The 17,077-nt window shown below is 67.5% G+C and carries 18 protein-coding genes, 1 tRNA gene and 1 pseudogene; 9 read left to right on the forward strand and 11 right to left on the reverse strand.

The annotated features are described in order from the left end of the window. Nucleotides 1-59: 59 nt before the first annotated feature. Nucleotides 60-464, forward strand: a complete 405-nt coding sequence (locus FGL98_RS17965) for a phage holin family protein (RefSeq protein WP_146319013.1) — start codon at nt 60-62, stop codon at nt 462-464. 115 nt (nt 465-579) lie between these two features. Here the strand turns inward: FGL98_RS17965 and FGL98_RS17970 are convergent, their stop codons facing one another. Beyond that, on the reverse strand, nt 580-1,224 hold the full coding sequence (locus tag FGL98_RS17970; protein ID WP_146319015.1) for an NUDIX hydrolase: 645 nt from the start codon (nt 1,222-1,224) through the stop codon (nt 580-582). Next, nucleotides 1,221-1,919, reverse strand: a complete 699-nt coding sequence (nth, locus tag FGL98_RS17975) for an endonuclease III (RefSeq protein WP_246136627.1) — start codon at nt 1,917-1,919, stop codon at nt 1,221-1,223. The genes FGL98_RS17970 and nth overlap by 4 nt, the downstream gene beginning before the upstream one ends. A 119-nt stretch (nt 1,920-2,038) precedes the next feature. Between nth and FGL98_RS17980 the strand changes: the two genes are divergently transcribed. Beyond that, complete coding sequence (locus tag FGL98_RS17980; protein ID WP_146319019.1) at nt 2,039-2,716, forward strand: Crp/Fnr family transcriptional regulator; 678 nt, start codon at nt 2,039-2,041, stop codon at nt 2,714-2,716. A 124-nt stretch (nt 2,717-2,840) separates the two neighbouring features. Here the strand turns inward: FGL98_RS17980 and FGL98_RS17985 are convergent, their stop codons facing one another. From FGL98_RS17985 to FGL98_RS18005, 5 genes are all read right to left on the reverse strand, one after another. After that, nucleotides 2,841-3,632 carry an MBL fold metallo-hydrolase gene (locus FGL98_RS17985; RefSeq protein WP_146319021.1) on the reverse strand — a complete coding sequence of 264 codons (792 nt, stop codon included), beginning with the start codon at nt 3,630-3,632 and terminating at the stop codon, nt 2,841-2,843. Between the two features lie 179 nt (nt 3,633-3,811). Beyond that, complete coding sequence (locus FGL98_RS17990; protein ID WP_146319023.1) at nt 3,812-4,669, reverse strand: NUDIX hydrolase; 858 nt, start codon at nt 4,667-4,669, stop codon at nt 3,812-3,814. A gap of 1 nt (nt 4,670) precedes the next feature. Next, the gene (locus tag FGL98_RS17995) at nt 4,671-5,132 is read right to left on the reverse strand and encodes a RidA family protein (RefSeq protein ID WP_146319025.1); all 462 of its coding nucleotides are present in this window, start codon (nt 5,130-5,132) and stop codon (nt 4,671-4,673) included. Nucleotides 5,133-5,135: 3 nt separating this feature from the next. Beyond that, nucleotides 5,136-5,291 (reverse strand): Sp36 family protein, encoded by a 156-nt coding sequence (gene sp36, locus FGL98_RS18000; protein ID WP_146319027.1) that lies wholly within the window; start codon nt 5,289-5,291, stop codon nt 5,136-5,138. A gap of 28 nt (nt 5,292-5,319) precedes the next feature. Further along, on the reverse strand, nt 5,320-6,603 hold the full coding sequence (locus tag FGL98_RS18005; protein WP_146319029.1) for an NAD(P)/FAD-dependent oxidoreductase: 1,284 nt from the start codon (nt 6,601-6,603) through the stop codon (nt 5,320-5,322). Nucleotides 6,604-6,714: 111 nt separating this feature from the next. Between FGL98_RS18005 and FGL98_RS18010 the strand changes: the two genes are divergently transcribed. The 3 genes from FGL98_RS18010 (at nt 6,715) to bagB (ending at nt 9,753) form a co-directional block, all read left to right on the forward strand. Continuing rightward, a complete protein-coding gene (locus tag FGL98_RS18010) occupies nt 6,715-7,473 on the forward strand; it encodes an alpha/beta hydrolase (protein ID WP_146319031.1) in 759 nt (252 codons plus the stop codon). A gap of 19 nt (nt 7,474-7,492) precedes the next feature. Further along, a complete protein-coding gene (gene bagA, locus FGL98_RS18015) occupies nt 7,493-8,506 on the forward strand; it encodes an ATPase BagA (protein ID WP_146319033.1) in 1,014 nt (337 codons plus the stop codon). A 71-nt stretch (nt 8,507-8,577) separates the two neighbouring features. Next, nucleotides 8,578-9,753: an ArsA family ATPase gene (gene bagB / locus FGL98_RS18020; protein WP_146319035.1), complete on the forward strand. Its 1,176-nt coding sequence runs from the start codon at nt 8,578-8,580 to the stop codon at nt 9,751-9,753. Between the two features lie 18 nt (nt 9,754-9,771). Here bagB and FGL98_RS18025 read toward each other — a convergent pair whose 3' ends face one another. After that, nucleotides 9,772-10,104, reverse strand: coding sequence for a WhiB family transcriptional regulator (locus FGL98_RS18025; protein ID WP_146319037.1), 333 nt, complete (start codon nt 10,102-10,104; stop codon nt 9,772-9,774). Between the two features lie 214 nt (nt 10,105-10,318). Between FGL98_RS18025 and FGL98_RS18030 the strand changes: the two genes are divergently transcribed. Continuing rightward, nucleotides 10,319-12,829 carry a penicillin-binding protein gene (locus FGL98_RS18030; protein ID WP_146319039.1) on the forward strand — a complete coding sequence of 837 codons (2,511 nt, stop codon included), beginning with the start codon at nt 10,319-10,321 and terminating at the stop codon, nt 12,827-12,829. Between the two features lie 70 nt (nt 12,830-12,899). Here the strand turns inward: FGL98_RS18030 and FGL98_RS18035 are convergent, their stop codons facing one another. After that, nucleotides 12,900-13,361, reverse strand: a complete 462-nt coding sequence (locus tag FGL98_RS18035) for a GatB/YqeY domain-containing protein (RefSeq protein ID WP_146319041.1) — start codon at nt 13,359-13,361, stop codon at nt 12,900-12,902. Between the two features lie 147 nt (nt 13,362-13,508). On the opposite strand from FGL98_RS18035, the gene FGL98_RS18040 reads away from it, so the two are divergent. From FGL98_RS18040 to FGL98_RS18050, 3 genes are all read left to right on the forward strand, one after another. Then, on the forward strand, nt 13,509-14,453 hold the full coding sequence (locus tag FGL98_RS18040; protein WP_146319043.1) for a metallophosphoesterase: 945 nt from the start codon (nt 13,509-13,511) through the stop codon (nt 14,451-14,453). A gap of 85 nt (nt 14,454-14,538) precedes the next feature. Beyond that, a tRNA-Pro gene (locus FGL98_RS18045) sits at nt 14,539-14,615 on the forward strand. 157 nt (nt 14,616-14,772) lie between these two features. Next, nucleotides 14,773-15,177 carry a hypothetical protein gene (locus FGL98_RS18050; protein ID WP_146319045.1) on the forward strand — a complete coding sequence of 135 codons (405 nt, stop codon included), beginning with the start codon at nt 14,773-14,775 and terminating at the stop codon, nt 15,175-15,177. A gap of 195 nt (nt 15,178-15,372) precedes the next feature. Here the strand turns inward: FGL98_RS18050 and FGL98_RS27190 are convergent. Together FGL98_RS27190 and FGL98_RS18065 are read right to left on the reverse strand one after the other, a co-directional pair. Continuing rightward, a pseudogene (locus FGL98_RS27190) lies at nt 15,373-16,395 on the reverse strand (recombinase family protein); the annotation flags it as partial. Beyond that, on the reverse strand, nt 16,392-17,042 hold the full coding sequence (locus FGL98_RS18065; RefSeq protein WP_146319047.1) for an ImmA/IrrE family metallo-endopeptidase: 651 nt from the start codon (nt 17,040-17,042) through the stop codon (nt 16,392-16,394). The pseudogene FGL98_RS27190 and the gene FGL98_RS18065, both read right to left, overlap by 4 nt. Between the last annotated feature and the right edge of the window lie 35 nt (nt 17,043-17,077).

Genomic DNA, 17,077 nt, shown 5'->3' on the forward strand with positions numbered 1-17,077 from the left:
CGAGAGACGTGGGCGAATCGACCCGCGTAGAGCCGACCATCAACGTCAGGAGTCTTCCGATGGCTGTGAGCACCAAGGGCACGGAGCGCACGCTTGGTCAGCTGGTTGCGGATGCATCCAATGACCTCTCGTCAATCGTCAAGGGCGAGGTTGCCCTCGCCAAGATGGAGATCAAGGCCGATGTCGCCAAGGGCGGCAAGGGCGGTGGCCTGCTGGCCGGGGCCGGCCTGCTCGGCCTGTTCGCCTTCGCGTTCTTCCTCACCGGAGCGGCCTGGGGTATCCACGCCGGTGGGCTGCCCATCTGGGCCGGTTTCCTCATCGTGGGCGGTGCACTGCTGCTGATCACGATCATCCTGGCTCTGATCGGTATCAGCGCCCTGAAGAAGATCAAGGGCAAGCCGGAGAAGACCATCGAGAACGCGCAGAAGACGATCTCGGCGGTCAAACCGCCCAAGGCCGGCTGACTCACCGCGCAGCAGGCCCGGTCCCTGTCAAGGGGCCGGGCCTTCGTCATGCGGGATGTCGGCAACTGCTCCCGTTATGGCGGAGCTTTTCGCCAACACCCGCGGGGTGACCGGCTCAGCGACGCCGAAACCGCTCCGGCACCGGCCGGCGGTCGTCCTGGTCCCATGGCCGCTCGAGCCCGGCCATCGTCAGCGTGGCGCTCAGGATCATCGCCGTGAAACCCCAGATGTAGAGCCCGTCCACCTCGAATGCGGGTGCCGCGAACTCCCGGTCCGGATGCACCGCAGTGAACCGGTTGGCCGGGTCGGTCAGATCCCGCAGCCGCACCCGAGCGACCCTGGCGACCTCCGTCTGGATGGCTGCGTGGACCGGCGAGGGATGCGCCCACCAGGCAATGACGGGCGTGACCTTGAAACCCGACACGCTCAGCGGTATGGCGGGCAGCTCGCCGAGGATTTCGACACCGTCGGGGGACAGCCCGATCTCCTCGCGTGCCTCCCGCATCGCAGTGTCCGTCGGATCGGTGTCCGCCGGGTCGGCCGACCCGCCGGGAAACGAGACCTGACTGGCATGGTGCCGCATCGTGGCCGCACGCTCGGTCAGCACGACATCCTCGCCGCCGTCGTCCGAGGCGCCGAAGAGCATCAGCACGGCGGACCGTCGACCCTGCTCCGCCTCCCCCTGGGTGAAGAACGACCCCTGGTCGTGCGCCTGCTCGCGCAGCCGCTGCAGCCAGTCCGGGACCGGCAGGCGCGTCATGACGTCCCTGCCGGATGCACGGTGTGATGAAGCTCCCGTCCGGGGGCCAGCTCGAACTTGAGCAGCTTGCGCGCCTTCTCCGGGTCGATCTCGCCGTCGCCGTAGGACGGGCACAAGCGAGCGAGCGGGCAGACGCCGCACGCGGGCTTCTTTGCGTGACACATCCGCCGGCCGTGGAAGACCACGACGTGGCTGAGCATCGTCCAGTCCTTGCGAGGAAAGAGCGCGCCGATCTCGTGCTCCACCTTCACGGGGTCGGTCTCGTCGGTCCAGCCGAACCGACGCACCAGGCGGCCGAAGTGGGTGTCCACGGTGATGCCAGGCACCCCGAACGCATTGCCCAGCACCACGTTCGCGGTCTTGCGGCCGACGCCCGGCAGCGTCACCAGGTCCTTCAGGCGGCCGGGCACCTCGCCGTCGAACCGCTCGACCAGCTCCTGGCCCAGCTTCATCACGGAGTTCGTCTTGGCACGGTAGAACCCGGTGGGACGCAACAGCTCCTCCAGCTCGACCCGGTTCGCCCCGGCATACGCCTGGGCATCCGGGTAGCGACCGAAGAGCACCGGGGTGACCTTGTTGACCCCGACATCCGTCGTCTGCGCGGACAGGATCGTGGCCACCAGCAGCTCCAGCGGCGTGGAGAAGTCCAGCTCGCAATGCGCATAGGGGTACTGCTCATGCAGGGTGCGGTACATCTTGCGCGCGCGGCGCGTGCGGCTTACAGGCGATTCCTTGGTCACATCGAGACGCTTCACGACAACTGAGACTAGGCGCAGTCCCGGATTCCGGAGCCGTCGCATGGCAGACTGTCGCCGTGGATACCGAGGCTGTGCGCAAAGCGCCATTGTTTGCTGCTCTGGACGACGTGAGCGCAGAGGCGCTCCTGGCATCGATGACCAAGTCCCGCATACCGCGCGGGCGCGTGCTGTTCGAGGAGGGCGAGCAGGGCGACTCGTTGTATGTGATCACCGACGGCAAGGTGAAGCTGGGCCGTCGGTCGTCCGATGGCCGGGAGAACCTGCTCGCGGTCCTCGGCATGGGCGAGATTCTCGGCGAGCTGAGCCTGTTCGACCCGGGTGCTCGCACCGCCACCGCCACCGCCATCGCGGACACCGAGCTGGTCGGCATCGCCCACGAGGCGATGACCGACTTCGTGCGCGACCGCCCCGAGGTTGCGATGACGATGCTGCGAGCGCTCGCCCGCCGCCTGCGCCGCACCAACGAGGCGCTGGGCGACCTCGTCTTCACCGATGTGCCAGGACGCGTCGCCAAGGCGCTGCTCGACCTGGCGGAGCGTTTCGGCAAGCAGACCGAGGACGGCATTCTCGTGCCGCACGACCTCACCCAGGAGGAGCTGGCACAGCTGGTGGGCGCCTCCCGCGAGACGGTCAACAAGGCCCTCGCCGACTTCACCTCGCGCGGCTGGGTCAAGCTGGAGGCCCGAGCCGTGTCGCTCCTCGACGTCGAACGACTGCAGCGGCGCGCGCACTGACTCCGTCAGCCCCCCTCCGTCAGCTCCGCCCATAATGCACTCTCGCTCGAAAGGCGCACCTGTAGGTGCGCCTTTCGAGCGAAAGTGGACAACTCGCGGGGGTCGGGTGGCGGCTTGAGGACCGTCAGGTCGCCTGGAGGTATTCCAGCTGGGCCCGGACCGTGGCCTTGGCCGCCGGCCACACCGCACGCGGCACATCGGCATACACCCGCTCGACGACGGCCTGTGCGACATCGGCCGCGTCCCGGGCACCGGCGGTCAGCGCAGCACGCACCTGGTCGAGGCGCTCCTGCCGGTGCTGCCGGTAGTCCCGGATCACCACCGCGGCGTCCGCGGCAGTTGGCCCGTGCGCCGGACCCAGGATGGTGGGTGCATCGCCAGCGACCCGTTGCAGGAGGTCGAGCGAGGCGAGGTAGTCGGTCAGGTTGCCGTCCGGATACGCCACAATGCTCGTGCCCCGGCCCAGCACTGTGTCACCGGTCAGCAGCAGCGACTGGTCCGGCAGGTGGAACGACACCGAGTCTGCTGTGTGCCCCGGCGTGAGCAGAACCCGAATGTCGAGGTCCCCCACCACAATCCGCTCATCCGCGGCGAACGACTCACCGAACCCGCCGCCGCGCACCGGAGCATCGGTGAGTTCCATCCAACGCGGCACACCCTCGACGTGGTCGTCGTGGTGGTGGGTCGCGAGCGCCCCGGCGACCTGCGCGCCTTGGGCTCGCACGGACTCCAGAACGGCCCGCAGATGGTCCTCGTCGAGCGGGCCGGGGTCGACGACGACGGCCTCATGCGTCCGGTGCGACAGCAGCACCCAGGTGTTGGTGCCGTCGAGGGTCATCGGGCCGGGGTTCGGGCACAGCACGACATATGCACCGGAGGTGACGGAGCCGCCGGTCCACGGCGTCGAGGAGGTCATTGCCCCAACGCTAGCAACGGCGCCGACTTTGCCAAGGCCTGACCGGCCGCCGGCAACTCACTGACGGAGCTGACGGGGTCTACCCGGACTTCGAAACCCGCTCGGATTGTGCACTTTCCGCCGAGACGCGCACCTCTGGCTGCGCCGTTGGCGGCAAAGTGCACAATCGGGTGGGGGTATCAGTCGTCCGGCAGGGTCACCCGCATCACGATGCCGTCATCGGTCCGGGTCGGCACCGGCATCACCGGTATGACGAGTGGCCGCTGCGCGAGCACCGTCGCCGCGTTGTCTGCGTGCGCGAGTCGTCGCAGCTGCACGATCGTCGGAGGCAGCACGCGCGCGGTCCCGGCTTCGGCCGCCGCCAACAGGTCACCCGGGGCGACCCACTGGACCTTGTCGGCCTCGGTCGTGTCGTCGTCAGCCTCCTGGCCGTGCGGCATCAGCGCCGCAAAGAACCAGGTGTCATAGCGGCGCGGCTCGCACTCGGGGGTGATCCAGTGGTCGCGCAGCGACAGCAGGTCGGAGCGAAGCACCAGCCCCCTGCGCGCCAGCAACTGACCGAACGACTGCTCCTTGGACAGCAGGGCGTCGCGCTCGGCGCGCCACTCTGGCCCGGACACATCGGCGACCACACTGGTGCCGTCGGCGCCGGCGAGCAGCACCCCGCACTCCTCGAAGACCTCACGCACGGCGGCGACCACCAGCTCGACCGCCCGCTCGGCGGGCGCCCGCATCCGGTCCGCCCACTCCTGCGGCCGCGGCCCCGCCCAGGGAATGTCGATCTCGGCATCCCGCGGGTCGACACCTCCCCCGGGAAAGACCCACATCGAGGGCGCAAACTTCATGGAGGTCACGCGGCGCAGCATGAAGACCTCGACCGGCTCGGCGGCGCGGCGATCGCGCAGCAGCATCACGGTCGAGGACAGCTTGGGTGCGCCGCCGCCCGGCTGCCCTGCGGACAGCCAGGCGGCGACGGACGTGGCCAACATGCCTGGCACCTGGAACTCGACGACCCGCGTGCCGGCAGGTGCGGTCATGTCAGTCCTGCACCGACACGGTGATCTCGACCTCGACCGGTGCATCCATCGGCAGCACCGCAACGCCCACGGCCGAGCGGGCATGGGCTCCCTTGTCGCCGAAGGCCTTGCCGATCAGCTCGCTGGCACCGTTGATCACGGCCGGCTGACCGGTGAACGACGGGTCGCTGGCCACAAAGCCCACGACCTTGACGACCTTGACGGTGTCGAGATCGGGGACCAGTGACTTCACGGCCGCGATGGCGTTCAGCGCGCACGTCTGGGCGTAGCCGGCAGCATCCTCCGGGCTCACCTGCGCACCGACCTTGCCGGTGGCCGCCAGCTTGCCGTCCACGACCGGCAGCTGGCCGGAGGTCATCACGATGTTCCCGTCGCGCACGGCGGGCACGTAGGCCGCTACCGGCGCCGCGACCTGCGGCACCGTGAGACCGAGCTCGGTCAGGCGATCCTCAACTGCAGACATGAATCAGTTCTCCTTCGGGCGTTTGAGATAGGCAACAAGGTTGTTCTCGGGTCCGCTGAGCACCTGCACGAGCTCCCAGCCGTCCTCGCCCCACTGGTCGAGGATCTGCTTGGTGGCATGCACGATCAGCGGGACCGTGGCGTATTCCCATGTAGTCATGGTCCGACCCTATTCCGCCGCCGAACGGTCAGCGGGTGGGGGCAAAGGGACGCAGCTCGTCCGGAACCGTGCCGGTCATCATCTGCTCGGCGAGCAGCTTGCTCGTGATCGGGCCCAGGGTGATGCCCCACATGCCGTGCCCACCGTTGGTGTAGACCCGCGGCACGTCGGTGGCGCCGATCAGCGGCAGCCCGTCGACGGTGACCGGGCGACCGCCCACCCATACGTCCTGCTGGTCGTCCCAGTCGACACCCGACAGCAGCGGCCGGCCGCTCTTGACGATCGCCGCGACACGCTCGGGATGCAGCGGGTCCTCGGTGCCGGCGAACTCCATCGTGCCGCCCACCCGCAACCGATCCCCGATCGGCGTGCAGGCCAGGCGCTCGTGCGGGAAGTAGACCGAGCAGGGCACCGGCCGGGCGCCCTCGTCGGTCACCCCGACGGAGAAGCTGTAGCCGCGGCCGGCGCGCAGCGCGGTCTTCACGCCGCAGCGGCGGGCCAGCTCGGGCAGCCAGGCGCCGGTCGAGATCACCACCGCGTCCCCGGAGATCGGCTCACCGCTCATCATCTCGACCGTGACACCGTTCGGGCCGTGCCGCAGCGCGCGAGCGTTGGAGCCGATGATCAGCCGGCCGCCACGGGTCTCCACAGCATCGGCCATCGCCGAGACGAACTCGCCCGGGTTGATGTAACGCTGCCCGCCGATGCGGATAGCTCGCTCGACGTCGGAGCTGATGATCGGCAGCTCGGCGCGCAACGCGGCGTTGTCGACCTCCTTGGTGTCCAGATCGAGGCCGGCCTTGTGGATCAGCTCGATCTCGTGCTCCAGCCCGGCGGCATCCTTGGCGTGCCGGAAGGCAGCCATGATGGGCGCCTCGTGCGTCTCCGCCTTCACCCCGTTGTCCTCGAGGAACTGGTAGGCCTCGATGGACTGGCTGTTGACCGGCACGTAGGCCTTCATCGTCTTCATCCACTGGCCGGGCGTGCAGCGCCGAGCGAACCCGAGCAGGAAGGACATCAGCTTCGGGTCGGGCTTCATCGGGATGTAGAGCGGCGAGTCGGGGTCCAGCAGGGCCTTCATGCCGTACTTGATGACCGATGGGTCGGACAACGGCACCGCCAGGCCGGGCGAGATCCAACCGGCGTTGCCCCAGGAACTTCCGGCGGCGACACCGGAACGTTCGACGACGGTGACATCGGCGCCGTGCTCCTGCAGGAACCAGGCGGTGGACAGGCCGACCATGCCTGCTCCGATGATCACGACGTGCGGGTTGCCCGACCCTTTGACCGGGCGAAGCGGCTGGTGCTGCATGGGGGACTCCTACGATCGACGAGATCGCGCAGTGTTGCGCTTACCGAGACGATATCAGTCAAAATATGAAATGTGATAGGGGTCTCAATACCGGCAAGTAGGCTCGTCGGCATGGCTCCCGTCCCCTCCATTGTGGCCCCATCGCCCGACTCCACCATCACCTACGGGGCGCACCCGGACCAGGTGTATGACGTGCGCCTTCCCAGTGGGCCTGCACGGGGCTGCACCGTGGTCGTCGTGCATGGCGGATTCTGGCGCCCGGAGTACGACCGGACGCATGCGGCGGGGCAGGCAAACGCCTTTTCCACGACCGGATTCCACGTTGCCGCGATCGAATATCGGCGCGCCCCGCGGGGCGGCTGGCCGGACATGTCCAGCGACGTGCGCGCGGCCCTCGACGCCGTGCGGAAGAACTCCGATCTGCCCCGCCCCACGGTGCTGGTCGGGCACTCCGCCGGAGGGCATCTGGCCGCCTGGCTGCTGCACCAGCCGGAGGGCGCCGGCCTGCTCGGCGCGGTTTCGCTGGCCGGCTGCCTCGACCTGCTGCTAGTCGAGCGCCTCGAGCTGGGCGATGGCGCGGCCCGGGACCTGCTCGGCGGCGAGCCGGCGAGCGACCCCGCCGGCTGGTCCGCAGCGGACCCGGCGCAGCTCGGCATACCGCCGACGCCGCTGATCGTGCTGCACGGCACGGTGGACGAGCGGGTGCCGCTGGAGGTCTCCCAGTCGTATGCCAGCCGCTTCCCGACACCGCAGGGCCGGGTCGAGCTGCAGGTGCTCGACGGGTGCACGCACTTCGACCTGATCGACCCGGCGTCGCGATACTTCGCGGCGACCGTGGACGCCGCGATGCGGCTGACCCGCAGGACCTGATGGCGGATAGGGTCGAACCATGGCAGGCAGCGCATGGGACGGGGTGCGACTGCACGTCGTGACGGGCAAGGGCGGCACCGGCAAGACGAGCGTCGCGGCCGCGCTGGCGACGGCATACGCCGCGACCGGCAAACATGTGCTGATCGCCGAGGTCGAGGAGCGGCAGGGCATCAGCCAGGTGTTCGACGTGCCGCAGCTGGGCACCACCGAGACCCAGGTGGCCCGCGGCCAGCGGGGCGGTGACGTCTACGGGCTCGCGGTCGATGCGAAGACCGCGCTCATGGAGTACCTCCAGATGTTCTACAAGCTCGGCATGGCGGGCGGCCTGCTGGAGCGCTTCGGCGTCGTCGACTTCGCCACCACCATCGCCCCCGGACTGCGCGATGTGCTGCTGATCGGGAAGGTCTACGAGGCCGTCCGCCGGCGTCCGGGGCGCCGCGGACACCGCGGTGAGCGGCCATATGACGTGGTGGTGCTCGACGCTCCCCCGACCGGCCGGATCGGGCGCTTTCTCGGGGTCAACCATGAGATCGCCGGCCTGGCCAAGATGGGCCCGGTCAAGTCGCAGGCCGACTCGATCACCGCGCTGTTGCAGTCCCGCCAGACGGCCGTGCACATCGTCACCCTGCTCGAGGAGATGCCGGTGCAGGAGACCGTCGACGCCGCCCGGGACCTGGCGGCGCTGCAACTGCCGGTCGGCGCGATCATCGTCAACCAGGAACGCGAGCCGATCGTGTCCGCCGAGGCGCGGGCGCTGGTGACCGGTGACGCGTTCGACGCCGGCCCGCTCGAGTCGGACCTGCGCGCCCTCGACCTGCGCGTCGGACCGACGCTGGTCGGCGGGCTGGTGCAGGCCGGTCAGGACCTCGACGAACGGCTGCGGATGCAGGATCGCGAGCGCAAGCAGCTCGCCGCCCTGGACCGGCCGACCTACCACCTGCCGTTCCTGCACGAGGGCCTGGACGCCGGCGGCCTGCGGGAGCTCGCGGGCGCCCTCGGCCGGCAGATGATCGCGGGAGCGCCCCATGAGTGATCACCCCACGAAGTCTTCGCTCATGCTTCGCTCAGTACTTCGCGGGGACCCCATCCGAACGGGGGCTTCCCATGAGTGCTGACGTGACGCCCGCCCTCGACATCGACGCGCTGATCGCGGACCCGTCGATCCGCACCATCGTGTGCTGCGGCTCGGGCGGGGTCGGCAAGACCACCAGCGCCGCCGCGATCGCGATCCGCGCCGCGGAGGCCGGGCGCACCGTCGCGGTGCTCACCATCGACCCCGCCAAGCGGCTTGCACAGGCCATGGGACTGACAGACCTGGACAACGAACCGGCCCCGGTCGAGGCGGTCGACACGTCACGGGGCGGCTCGCTCGACGCGATGATGCTCGACATGAAACGAACCTTCGACGAGGTCGTGATGCAGCACGCGGCTCCGGAGAAGGCGCAGCAGATCCTCGCCAACCCCTTCTACCAGGCGGTGTCCAGCTCGTTCGCGGGCACGCAGGAGTACATGGCGATGGAACGGCTCGGCCAGCTGCACGCGGAGCGGAAGCCCGGCGGTTGGCCACGCTGGGACCTCATCGTCGTCGACACCCCCCCGTCGCGGTCGGCGTTGGACTTCCTGGATGCGCCCAAGCGTCTCGGGTCGTTCCTGGACGGCCGGTTCATCAAGCTGATGATGGCGCCGGCAAAGGCCGGTGGCCGCGCGTACCTGAAGGTGCTGTCCGTCGGGATGGGCTCGGTGACCGCGGTGATGTCCAAGATCCTCGGCGGGCCGATGCTGCGGGACGCCCAGACGTTCGTCGCCGCGCTCGACACGATGTTCGGCGGTTTCCGCGAACGGGCCGAGCAGACCTATGCGCTGCTGAGCGACGCCAGCACGGCCTTCGTCGTGGTCGCCACGCCGGAGCGTGATGCGCTGCGCGAGGCATCGTTCTTCGTCGACCGGCTGGAGCGCGAGCGGATGCCGCTCGCCGGTCTCGTCGTCAACCGGGTGCAGATGACGTATGTGCCGTCGCTGTCCGCCGCGCGAGCGCAGGCTGCGGCGCAGGATGCCCTGGACCTTCCCGGCCGCGAGGACGGCTGGGCGCCTTCGGACACGATCGGGCTACTGCACCTGCACGCGGACCTGGCCGAGCTGGGTCAGCGGCACGCCGCGGCCATCGGCCGGTTCACCGCATCCCACCCGGACATCCCCCAGGTGCAGGTCGCGGCCGCGGCGCACGACGTGAACGACATCGACGAACTGCGCGAGATCGGCAACACTCTCACCGGGGCGTGACGGCTCCCGGCGCGAACGTCAGCTCAGCCCGGTGACGTGGGCACCGACGTGGTTGCGCTCGTCGGCACGCGCCGCCTTGAACAGCTGCGCCCAGGACTTCACATCGGGGCGACGACGCAGCAACGCGCGACGTTCACGCTCGGTCATACCACCCCATACGCCGTACTCCGTCTTGTTGTCGAGGGCGTCCGCCAGACACTCGGCGACGACCGGACAGCGCTGGCAGATCACCTTCGCGGTCTGCTGCGCGGCTCCCTTGGCGAAGAGCTCATCCGGCGAACCGGTGCGGCATACCGCCCTGGCCGCCCAGTTGTCATCCCAGAGGGACGCTTCCGTGGTTACTGCTGACATAGTGCGAGACCTTCCCTTACGACAGACCTGACCGCCCGCCGCCGCATACGCGATCTTTACCTGCACGTTAGAGTTTCTTGAGGTTTGCCGCTAGTGCCTACGAGGACTATTTTCTCACTAGTCCCAAAACGCAACCGCCCGGTTTGCGGTATAAGGGGTCTTCCGCCCGCACGCCTGCACCATTGGCACAGGCTCCCGGGTTACCCTGACGCCCATGCGTCATGGGACAAGAGTGGGCACCGTCTTCAGCCTTCTGGGAGCTCTGGTGGCCACTTCCATGGCCATGGGACTGCTGATCGCCGGGATTGCACTGCCCTCGATAGGGGCGGCCGGTGCGGCCACCAACAAGGGCATCGACCTGTTCAACCAGATGCCCGGAAACTTCGAGATGAACCCGCTCGCCCAGGAATCGCGCATCCTGGCCGCGGACGGCTCGGTCATTGCGACCCCGTTCAACAAGAACCGCGTTGTGGTGCCGCTGTCCAAGGTTTCCAAGACCATGCAGCACGCCCAGGTGGCGATCGAGGACGAGCGCTTCTTTCAGCACGGCGCGATCGACACCCGTGGCCTGGCCCGCGCCATCACCTCCAACATCTTCAGCAACGGCACCCAGGGCGCCTCGACGCTGACGCAGCAGTACGTCAAGGTGGCGATCCAGGACCAGGCCGTCAACTCCGGCAACACCGCCGCGGCCGCGCAAGCCGTCAGCCGCAGCGGCATGCAGGGCTACGTGCGCAAGCTGCAGCAGCTGAAGTATGCGGTGACCCTTGAACAGCACTACAGCAAGGACCAGATCCTCGACGGCTACCTGAACCTGGTCTACTACGGCGACCAGCAGTACGGCATCGAGGCGGCGGCCAGGCACTACTTCGGCGTGCACGCCAGCCAGCTGAACCTCCCGGACTCCGCGCTGCTGGCGGGAGTGGTCAACGAGCCGGGCGTCACGGACCCGGTCAACAACCCGAAGGCCGCGGTGGCCCGGCGCAACCTGGTGCTGACCAAGATGCAGCAACAGGGAATGATCACCTACCAGCAGATGAAGACCGCTCAGGCGAGCAAGCTGAAGCTGCACCTGACGCAGGTCAGCAACAGCTGCGCCGCCTCGAAATACCCCTACTACTGCTACTACGTCTACAACTGGTTGCTGCAGCAGCCGTCGCTGGGCAAGACGGTGAGTGACCGCGCGGCCAGCCTCACCAGCGGAGGCCTGACCATCCAGACCAGTTTCAACCCGAAGCTGGCCGACACCATGCGCCAGAAGATCGACGCGGCCGTGCCCCAGGGCAACAGTGCCGACGTGCAGTCGGCCGGGGTGGTCATTCAGCCCGGCACCGGCCTGGTGCAGGCGACCGCGCAGAACACGACCTACAGCAATACGAAATCGAAGGGCAAACAGTCGGTCGGCTATGCCACACCCGGTGGTGGCAACCAGGGCTTCGACTTCGGATCGACCGCCAAGATGTTTGCACTGGCGACCGCCTTCAAGGACGGGGACCCGGTCTCCGGCACCATCGATGTGCCGCCGCAGAGCGGCAGCGACGCCGACGGCCAGTTCCACACCTACACCCACAAGGACTTCAGCGACAGTTGCGGCCTAGGCCCGAACGAGGTCTGGAAGGTGCACAACGACGCGCCCGTGCCTGCCGGGCCGATGCCCTTCACCAAGGCGCTCAGCCAGTCGGTCAACACCGCATTCGCCAAGCTGGTCAGCACCCTCGGCACCTGCAACGTGCGGCAGACCATGATCGACCTGGGTATGACGCTGGGTGACGGGCAGCCGCTCAACAAGTCCCCCTCGGGGATGGTGCTGGGCACCAACCAGGTGGCTCCGGCGACGTTGGCCAGCGCATACGCCACGATGGCCGCCGGCGGCATGTACTGCCCGCCGCACCCGGTCAAGAGCATCAAGGACGCGGCCGGCAAGACGCTGAAGCTCACCGGCATCGCGTGCAAGCGGGTGGTCTCCAAGCAGGTCGCCGCCGGGGTCACCAAGGTCCTGCAGACGGTCTTTGCCAAGGGCGGCACCGCCGGTCCGAACGCGTTGCTCTCGGGCGGTCGCCCGGCCGCAGGAAAGACCGGCACAGTCACTGGAGCAAACCAGACCTGGTTCGTCGGCTACACCCCGCAGCTGGCCACGGCCATCTGGGTCGGCCACGCCAACACGGCCGCGCCGCTGGAGAACATCAGCCTCGGCGGCACGTACTACAAGGGTTACATCTACGCAGGCACCCTGGCCGCGCCACTGTGGAAGCAGGTCATGGACGCCGCCCTGAAGGGCATGCCGGTCAAGCAGTTCCCGTCGCCCAACGCGAAGACCATGTATGGCGCCGGCCAGACCGCCATCCCGTCGGTCGTCGGGCAGAGCGTCTCTGCGGCACGCAGCGCCCTGGAGGCTGCCGGGTTCCAGGTGTCGGTGAGCTGGTCCCAGCCGTCGAACTCCGTGGATCCGGGCAATGTCGCCAGCATCTCGCCGAGCGGGCACGCCAAGAAGGGGACGACGGTGGACATCCACCCGAGCAGTGGCGCGCCCTACACCCCGCCGCCGGTGGCGCCTCCGGTGCCTTCCCAGCCGGCGGCCCCGCCGACCTCCGCACCACCAAAGTCCACCTCGCCTCCGACGTCCTCGCCGCCCAAGAAGACGTCACCACCGAAAAAGACCTCACCGCCCAAGCAGAGCGCCCCGCCCAAGAAGGGCAAGCCAACCGCGCCGAAGAGCAGCAAGTAGTACGGCCGCTTCGAGGACAAGAGCGCCGCCGGACCAGTCACGGTCTGGCGGCGCTCCCGTGTCAGTTCGGTCAGCCGGCGAGCGCCCGCTTGACCGCGGCAGCGACCCGACCGCCCTCCGCGCGCCCGGCGATCTTGGGCTGCACGACCTTCATGACCTGCCCCATACCGGCCATGCCCGTGGCACCGGTCTCGGCGACCGCGTCCTTCGCGAGCGCGTCCAGCTCCTCGTCGCTCAGCTGGGACGGCAGGTAGGCCTCCAGCACCTCCAGCTCGGCCCGCTCCTGCTCGGCCAGCTCGGCGCGGTTCGCGTCGTCATACGCCGTGGCCGCCTCACGCCGCTTCTTGGCCTCCTTGATGACTACCTTCAGCACCTCGTCGTCGGAGAGCTCGCGCACCTCGGCACCGGCCACCTCGGCGTTGGTCACGGCACTCAGCGTCATGCGCAGGGTGCCGGTGCGCACCTTGTCGCGTGCCTTCATCGCGGAGGTGAGATCGGACTTGAGGGTCTGCTTCAGGGTCATACGCGACATCTTCCCACCGAGACGCGACTTCACTCCCACCGAGAAGTCACTCATCGCACCCGAGAGGTCACAAATTCCCCGCGAGAGGTCACTTGTTGCACTCGAGAGGTCACACCTGTCAGGGCGCAACGAGCTCGGGATGTGAGGATGTGCGGTATGCACCCCGTCACCAAGATCGCGGCCGGCACCGTCGGCGCCGGCGCCGCCTGCCTTGCCTGGGCGACCCTCGTCGAGCGCCATCTGTATGCCGTGCGCCGCGCGACCCTGCCCGTGCTCCCCCAGGGCGCCAGACCGGTGCGGATCCTGCACGTCAGCGACCTGCACCTGGTGCGCGGCCAGGAGCACCGGATCACGTGGGTGCGCGACCTCGCAAAGCTGGAGCCGGACTTCGTGGTGAACACCGGCGACAACATGTCGGACTTCGATGCGGTGCCCGACGTGCTGCGCGCCATGGAGCCCCTGATGCACCTCCCGGGCGCGTTCGTGCTGGGATCCAACGATTACTTCGGACCCACGCCCAAGAACCCATTGCGCTACTTCACCGCGCCCAATCGGCGCCGGCTCGACCTGCACTCCAGCGAGCTGAATTGGCGGGACCTCGTGCACGGTTTCACCTCGGGTGGGTGGATCGACCTGGACAACGCCCGCCGCCGCGTGGAGATCAACGGCCTGGATCTCGAACTGGTCGGGGTGGACGACCCGCATCTGCACTATGACCGGTATACCGAGGTGTCCGCCCCGGCCGCGCGCGAGGCTGCGCTCACCATCGGGGTGATGCACGCGCCATACATCCGGGTGCTCGATGCGATGGCCGCCGATGGTGCACGAGTGCTGCTGGCCGGGCACACCCACGGAGGGCAGGTGTGCGTTCCGTTCTACGGAGCGCTGGTCACCAACTGCGACCTCGACCGGAAGCGCGTCAAGGGCGTATCCCGCTGGTGGCCGGGCGCATCCGGCGCACCGTCGAGCGCAGCACCGGATGATGCGGCATACCTCGAGGTGTCGGCGGGCCTCGGCCACAGCAAGTACGCGCCGGTCCGATTTGCGTGCCGCCCGGAGGCGACACTGCTGACCTTGACGCCGCCGCCACCGTCCGCATGATGCCCCGATTGGGACAATGACGGGGGTATTCGGTATCGTTGCGTTTCGCTGCGTGACACCACATTGTGGGCCGCGCAGCATGCCACGGGGTGTGGCGCAGCTTGGTAGCGCGCTTCGTTCGGGACGAAGAGGCCGCAGGTTCAAATCCTGTCACCCCGACCAGATAAGAAACGTTAGAACCGTCGGCCTCACAAGGTCGGCGGTTTTTCGTTTCGTGAGGCAGCGAGCCGTGCGGTCGCTCCCGACGAGAGCGCACTCGGCTTGGTCGAATAGTTGCTGCCTGCGCTGTCAGCATGCCGCGGTCTGTGACCGTGACGAGGTGCCGTCGTGGTGCAGTCTCGATCTCGCCGAGAAGCTGGTTGAGGGAGGTGTGCTGAGGCACTTCGGCTGCCAGTCGCTCGGCAGGGTTCTCGCTGAGCATGGTCTGGAAGGCTGGCGTGAAGTCGACTCCGACAATTTCCTCGTCGAAGATGTAGAGCCTCTCGAAGACGGCTTGGTTCAGGTAGCGCCGCTGGTTGTGGTCGGATGCCAGGTAGGTCGCATGGGCTCGTGCCAGCAGCGCACAGCAGTCGGCCAATTTGGCGTGCAGCGTCTCTTCGGCCAGGCTGGCGCGACTGAGCACCCGCTCGGCGTTGGCCTTCTCGGTTGCAATGCGCAGTTGCTCACGCTTGAGATGTTCGACGTCGATGGCGTCGGCGTAGTAGGCCTGCAACAGCTTGTGTGACTCGGCTTCCAGCCGGGCGATCCGCTGCTCGGCGGCGTGCCGCTCGTTGGCCTGCTTCGGCAGTACCTGCCCGATGTGCTCCCAGACCAACTGGCGGATGTCAGCCAACACTTTCTCGCCGAGCTGGATGGTCTGCCAGTACTCCTCGACCAGGCGCTCAACCAGGTGGGTCTGCACCGCAACGAAGTTGCAGCCGTTCTTCCGGTGCTGACGACCGAGGCAGTAAAAGTACTGGTAATAGTCACCGCGACCGTTGCGGGTTACCTCAAAGCTGAGTGGTTCACCACACAGTCCGCAGAAGATCGAGCCCTTCAGATACGAGGTTCGCACGCGTGGCTTCTCTTGGCTTTGCACTCGGCCCTGACGGACACGTTGGCAAGCGTCGAACAGCGCTTCGCTGACGAGCGGTAGATGCTTGCCGGGGTATTCGGCTCCGGCGAAGGTAACGACACCGACGTAGTAGCGGTTCTGGAGGATGTTGTCGACGTGGTTGGTGCGCAGCGGCAGAGCGCCGCGCTTCGGCGTGGGTAGCCGAGTGACGCCCTGAGCTTCGAGTTCTTCTTGGATCATGCCGACCGTCCACTCACCAGTTGCATAGTGCTCAAAGATCCACGGCACCCACTTGGACCGATCCGGATCGAGCGTGACGGTGCGAACTTCGCGGCCTTCGTCGGTGCGCACACTGGTGTTTATGTAGCCGAAAGGTGCCAGCCCTGGCGTGCCACCACCTTTGGCCTTCTGCAGCATGCCCTTCTTGGCCTCGGTAGCCAGGTTCTGACTGTAGAACTCGGCGATCGAGCTCATGATGCCGTGAAGCAGCATGCCACTCGGCGTCTCGTCGATGTTCTCGCTACACGACACCAGTTGGGCCCCAGCGGTCGTCAGAGCAACGTTGATCTCGACGTCGTCGACACGGTTCCGCGCCAGCCGGTCGACCTTGTGCACAATGACGTAGTCGACCTGGTTTGCCCGGACGTAGTCGAGCATCCGCTGCAGCGCTGGGCGGTTGGCCGAGCGAGCACTTTCACCAGCATCGGTAAACTCCTGCACTACCTCGGCGTCGAGCGCCGTACCCTTGCGCAGGCAGGCCTCACGCTGCGCCGGGATGGAGAAGCCTTCGGCTTCGCCGCCCCGCTTAGCCTGGTCTCGGGTGCTGACGCGCAGGTAGACGACGGCACGTTTTGCGGCGACCGACACGGTAGCGGCGGACTGGGTCATGTATAGCTCCTGGATGGCTGGATGGTGCGGAATTGCTGGCGCTGCCAGCGCGGAGTCGAGATCGGGCGAGCGCAGCGTGGTGTCCGCGTGAACACCTCCGGCTCTATGAGCCGGGTCTGTTCGAGGCGCACCTGCAGGGCTTGCTGGCTTATCCCGAAGTGAGACGCCAGTGCGGCACGGTCTTGGGTGACGTTGCAGAACATGTGCTTGAGCGCAGGCTTCGGTGCCAGCAGGCAGCCGGCGAAGTAGTCGGCAGCACGCTCGGCCTGCCAGTCAGCGCGGTACAGCCGATTAGCATCCGGGTGGTCAACGATGTGCTTCAGCTCGTGGCAAATCGTGAAACGCTGACGTTCGAGGCCCTGGCGCTCATTTACCGCGATAATCCATTCGCGGCCGTTCCAGTAGCTGAGGCCGGAGACGGATAGGTGCTCGCGGACGATACGCAGGCGTGGTAGACCAGCGATGTCCGCCTCGGCGACATCGGGTGCATGTGCACCGGCGATACCGAGTCGCTCAAGGAGCCGAGCGGCTTGCCGTTCGGCCACCGCCTTGGTGTCCTCAAAGTCCAGCTGACAGCGTGGTGTCAGCTCGCGGAGGCTCGTCAGGATAGATGTTTTCGTGTTGGTGGATGTTAGTAATGATTTCATGTGGGAGCCTCCTCTCTTTTAGTCGTTGGTATGTC

Source organism: Leekyejoonella antrihumi (assembly GCF_007845645.1).
Taxonomy (GTDB): Bacteria; Actinomycetota; Actinomycetes; order Actinomycetales; family Dermatophilaceae; genus Leekyejoonella; species Leekyejoonella antrihumi.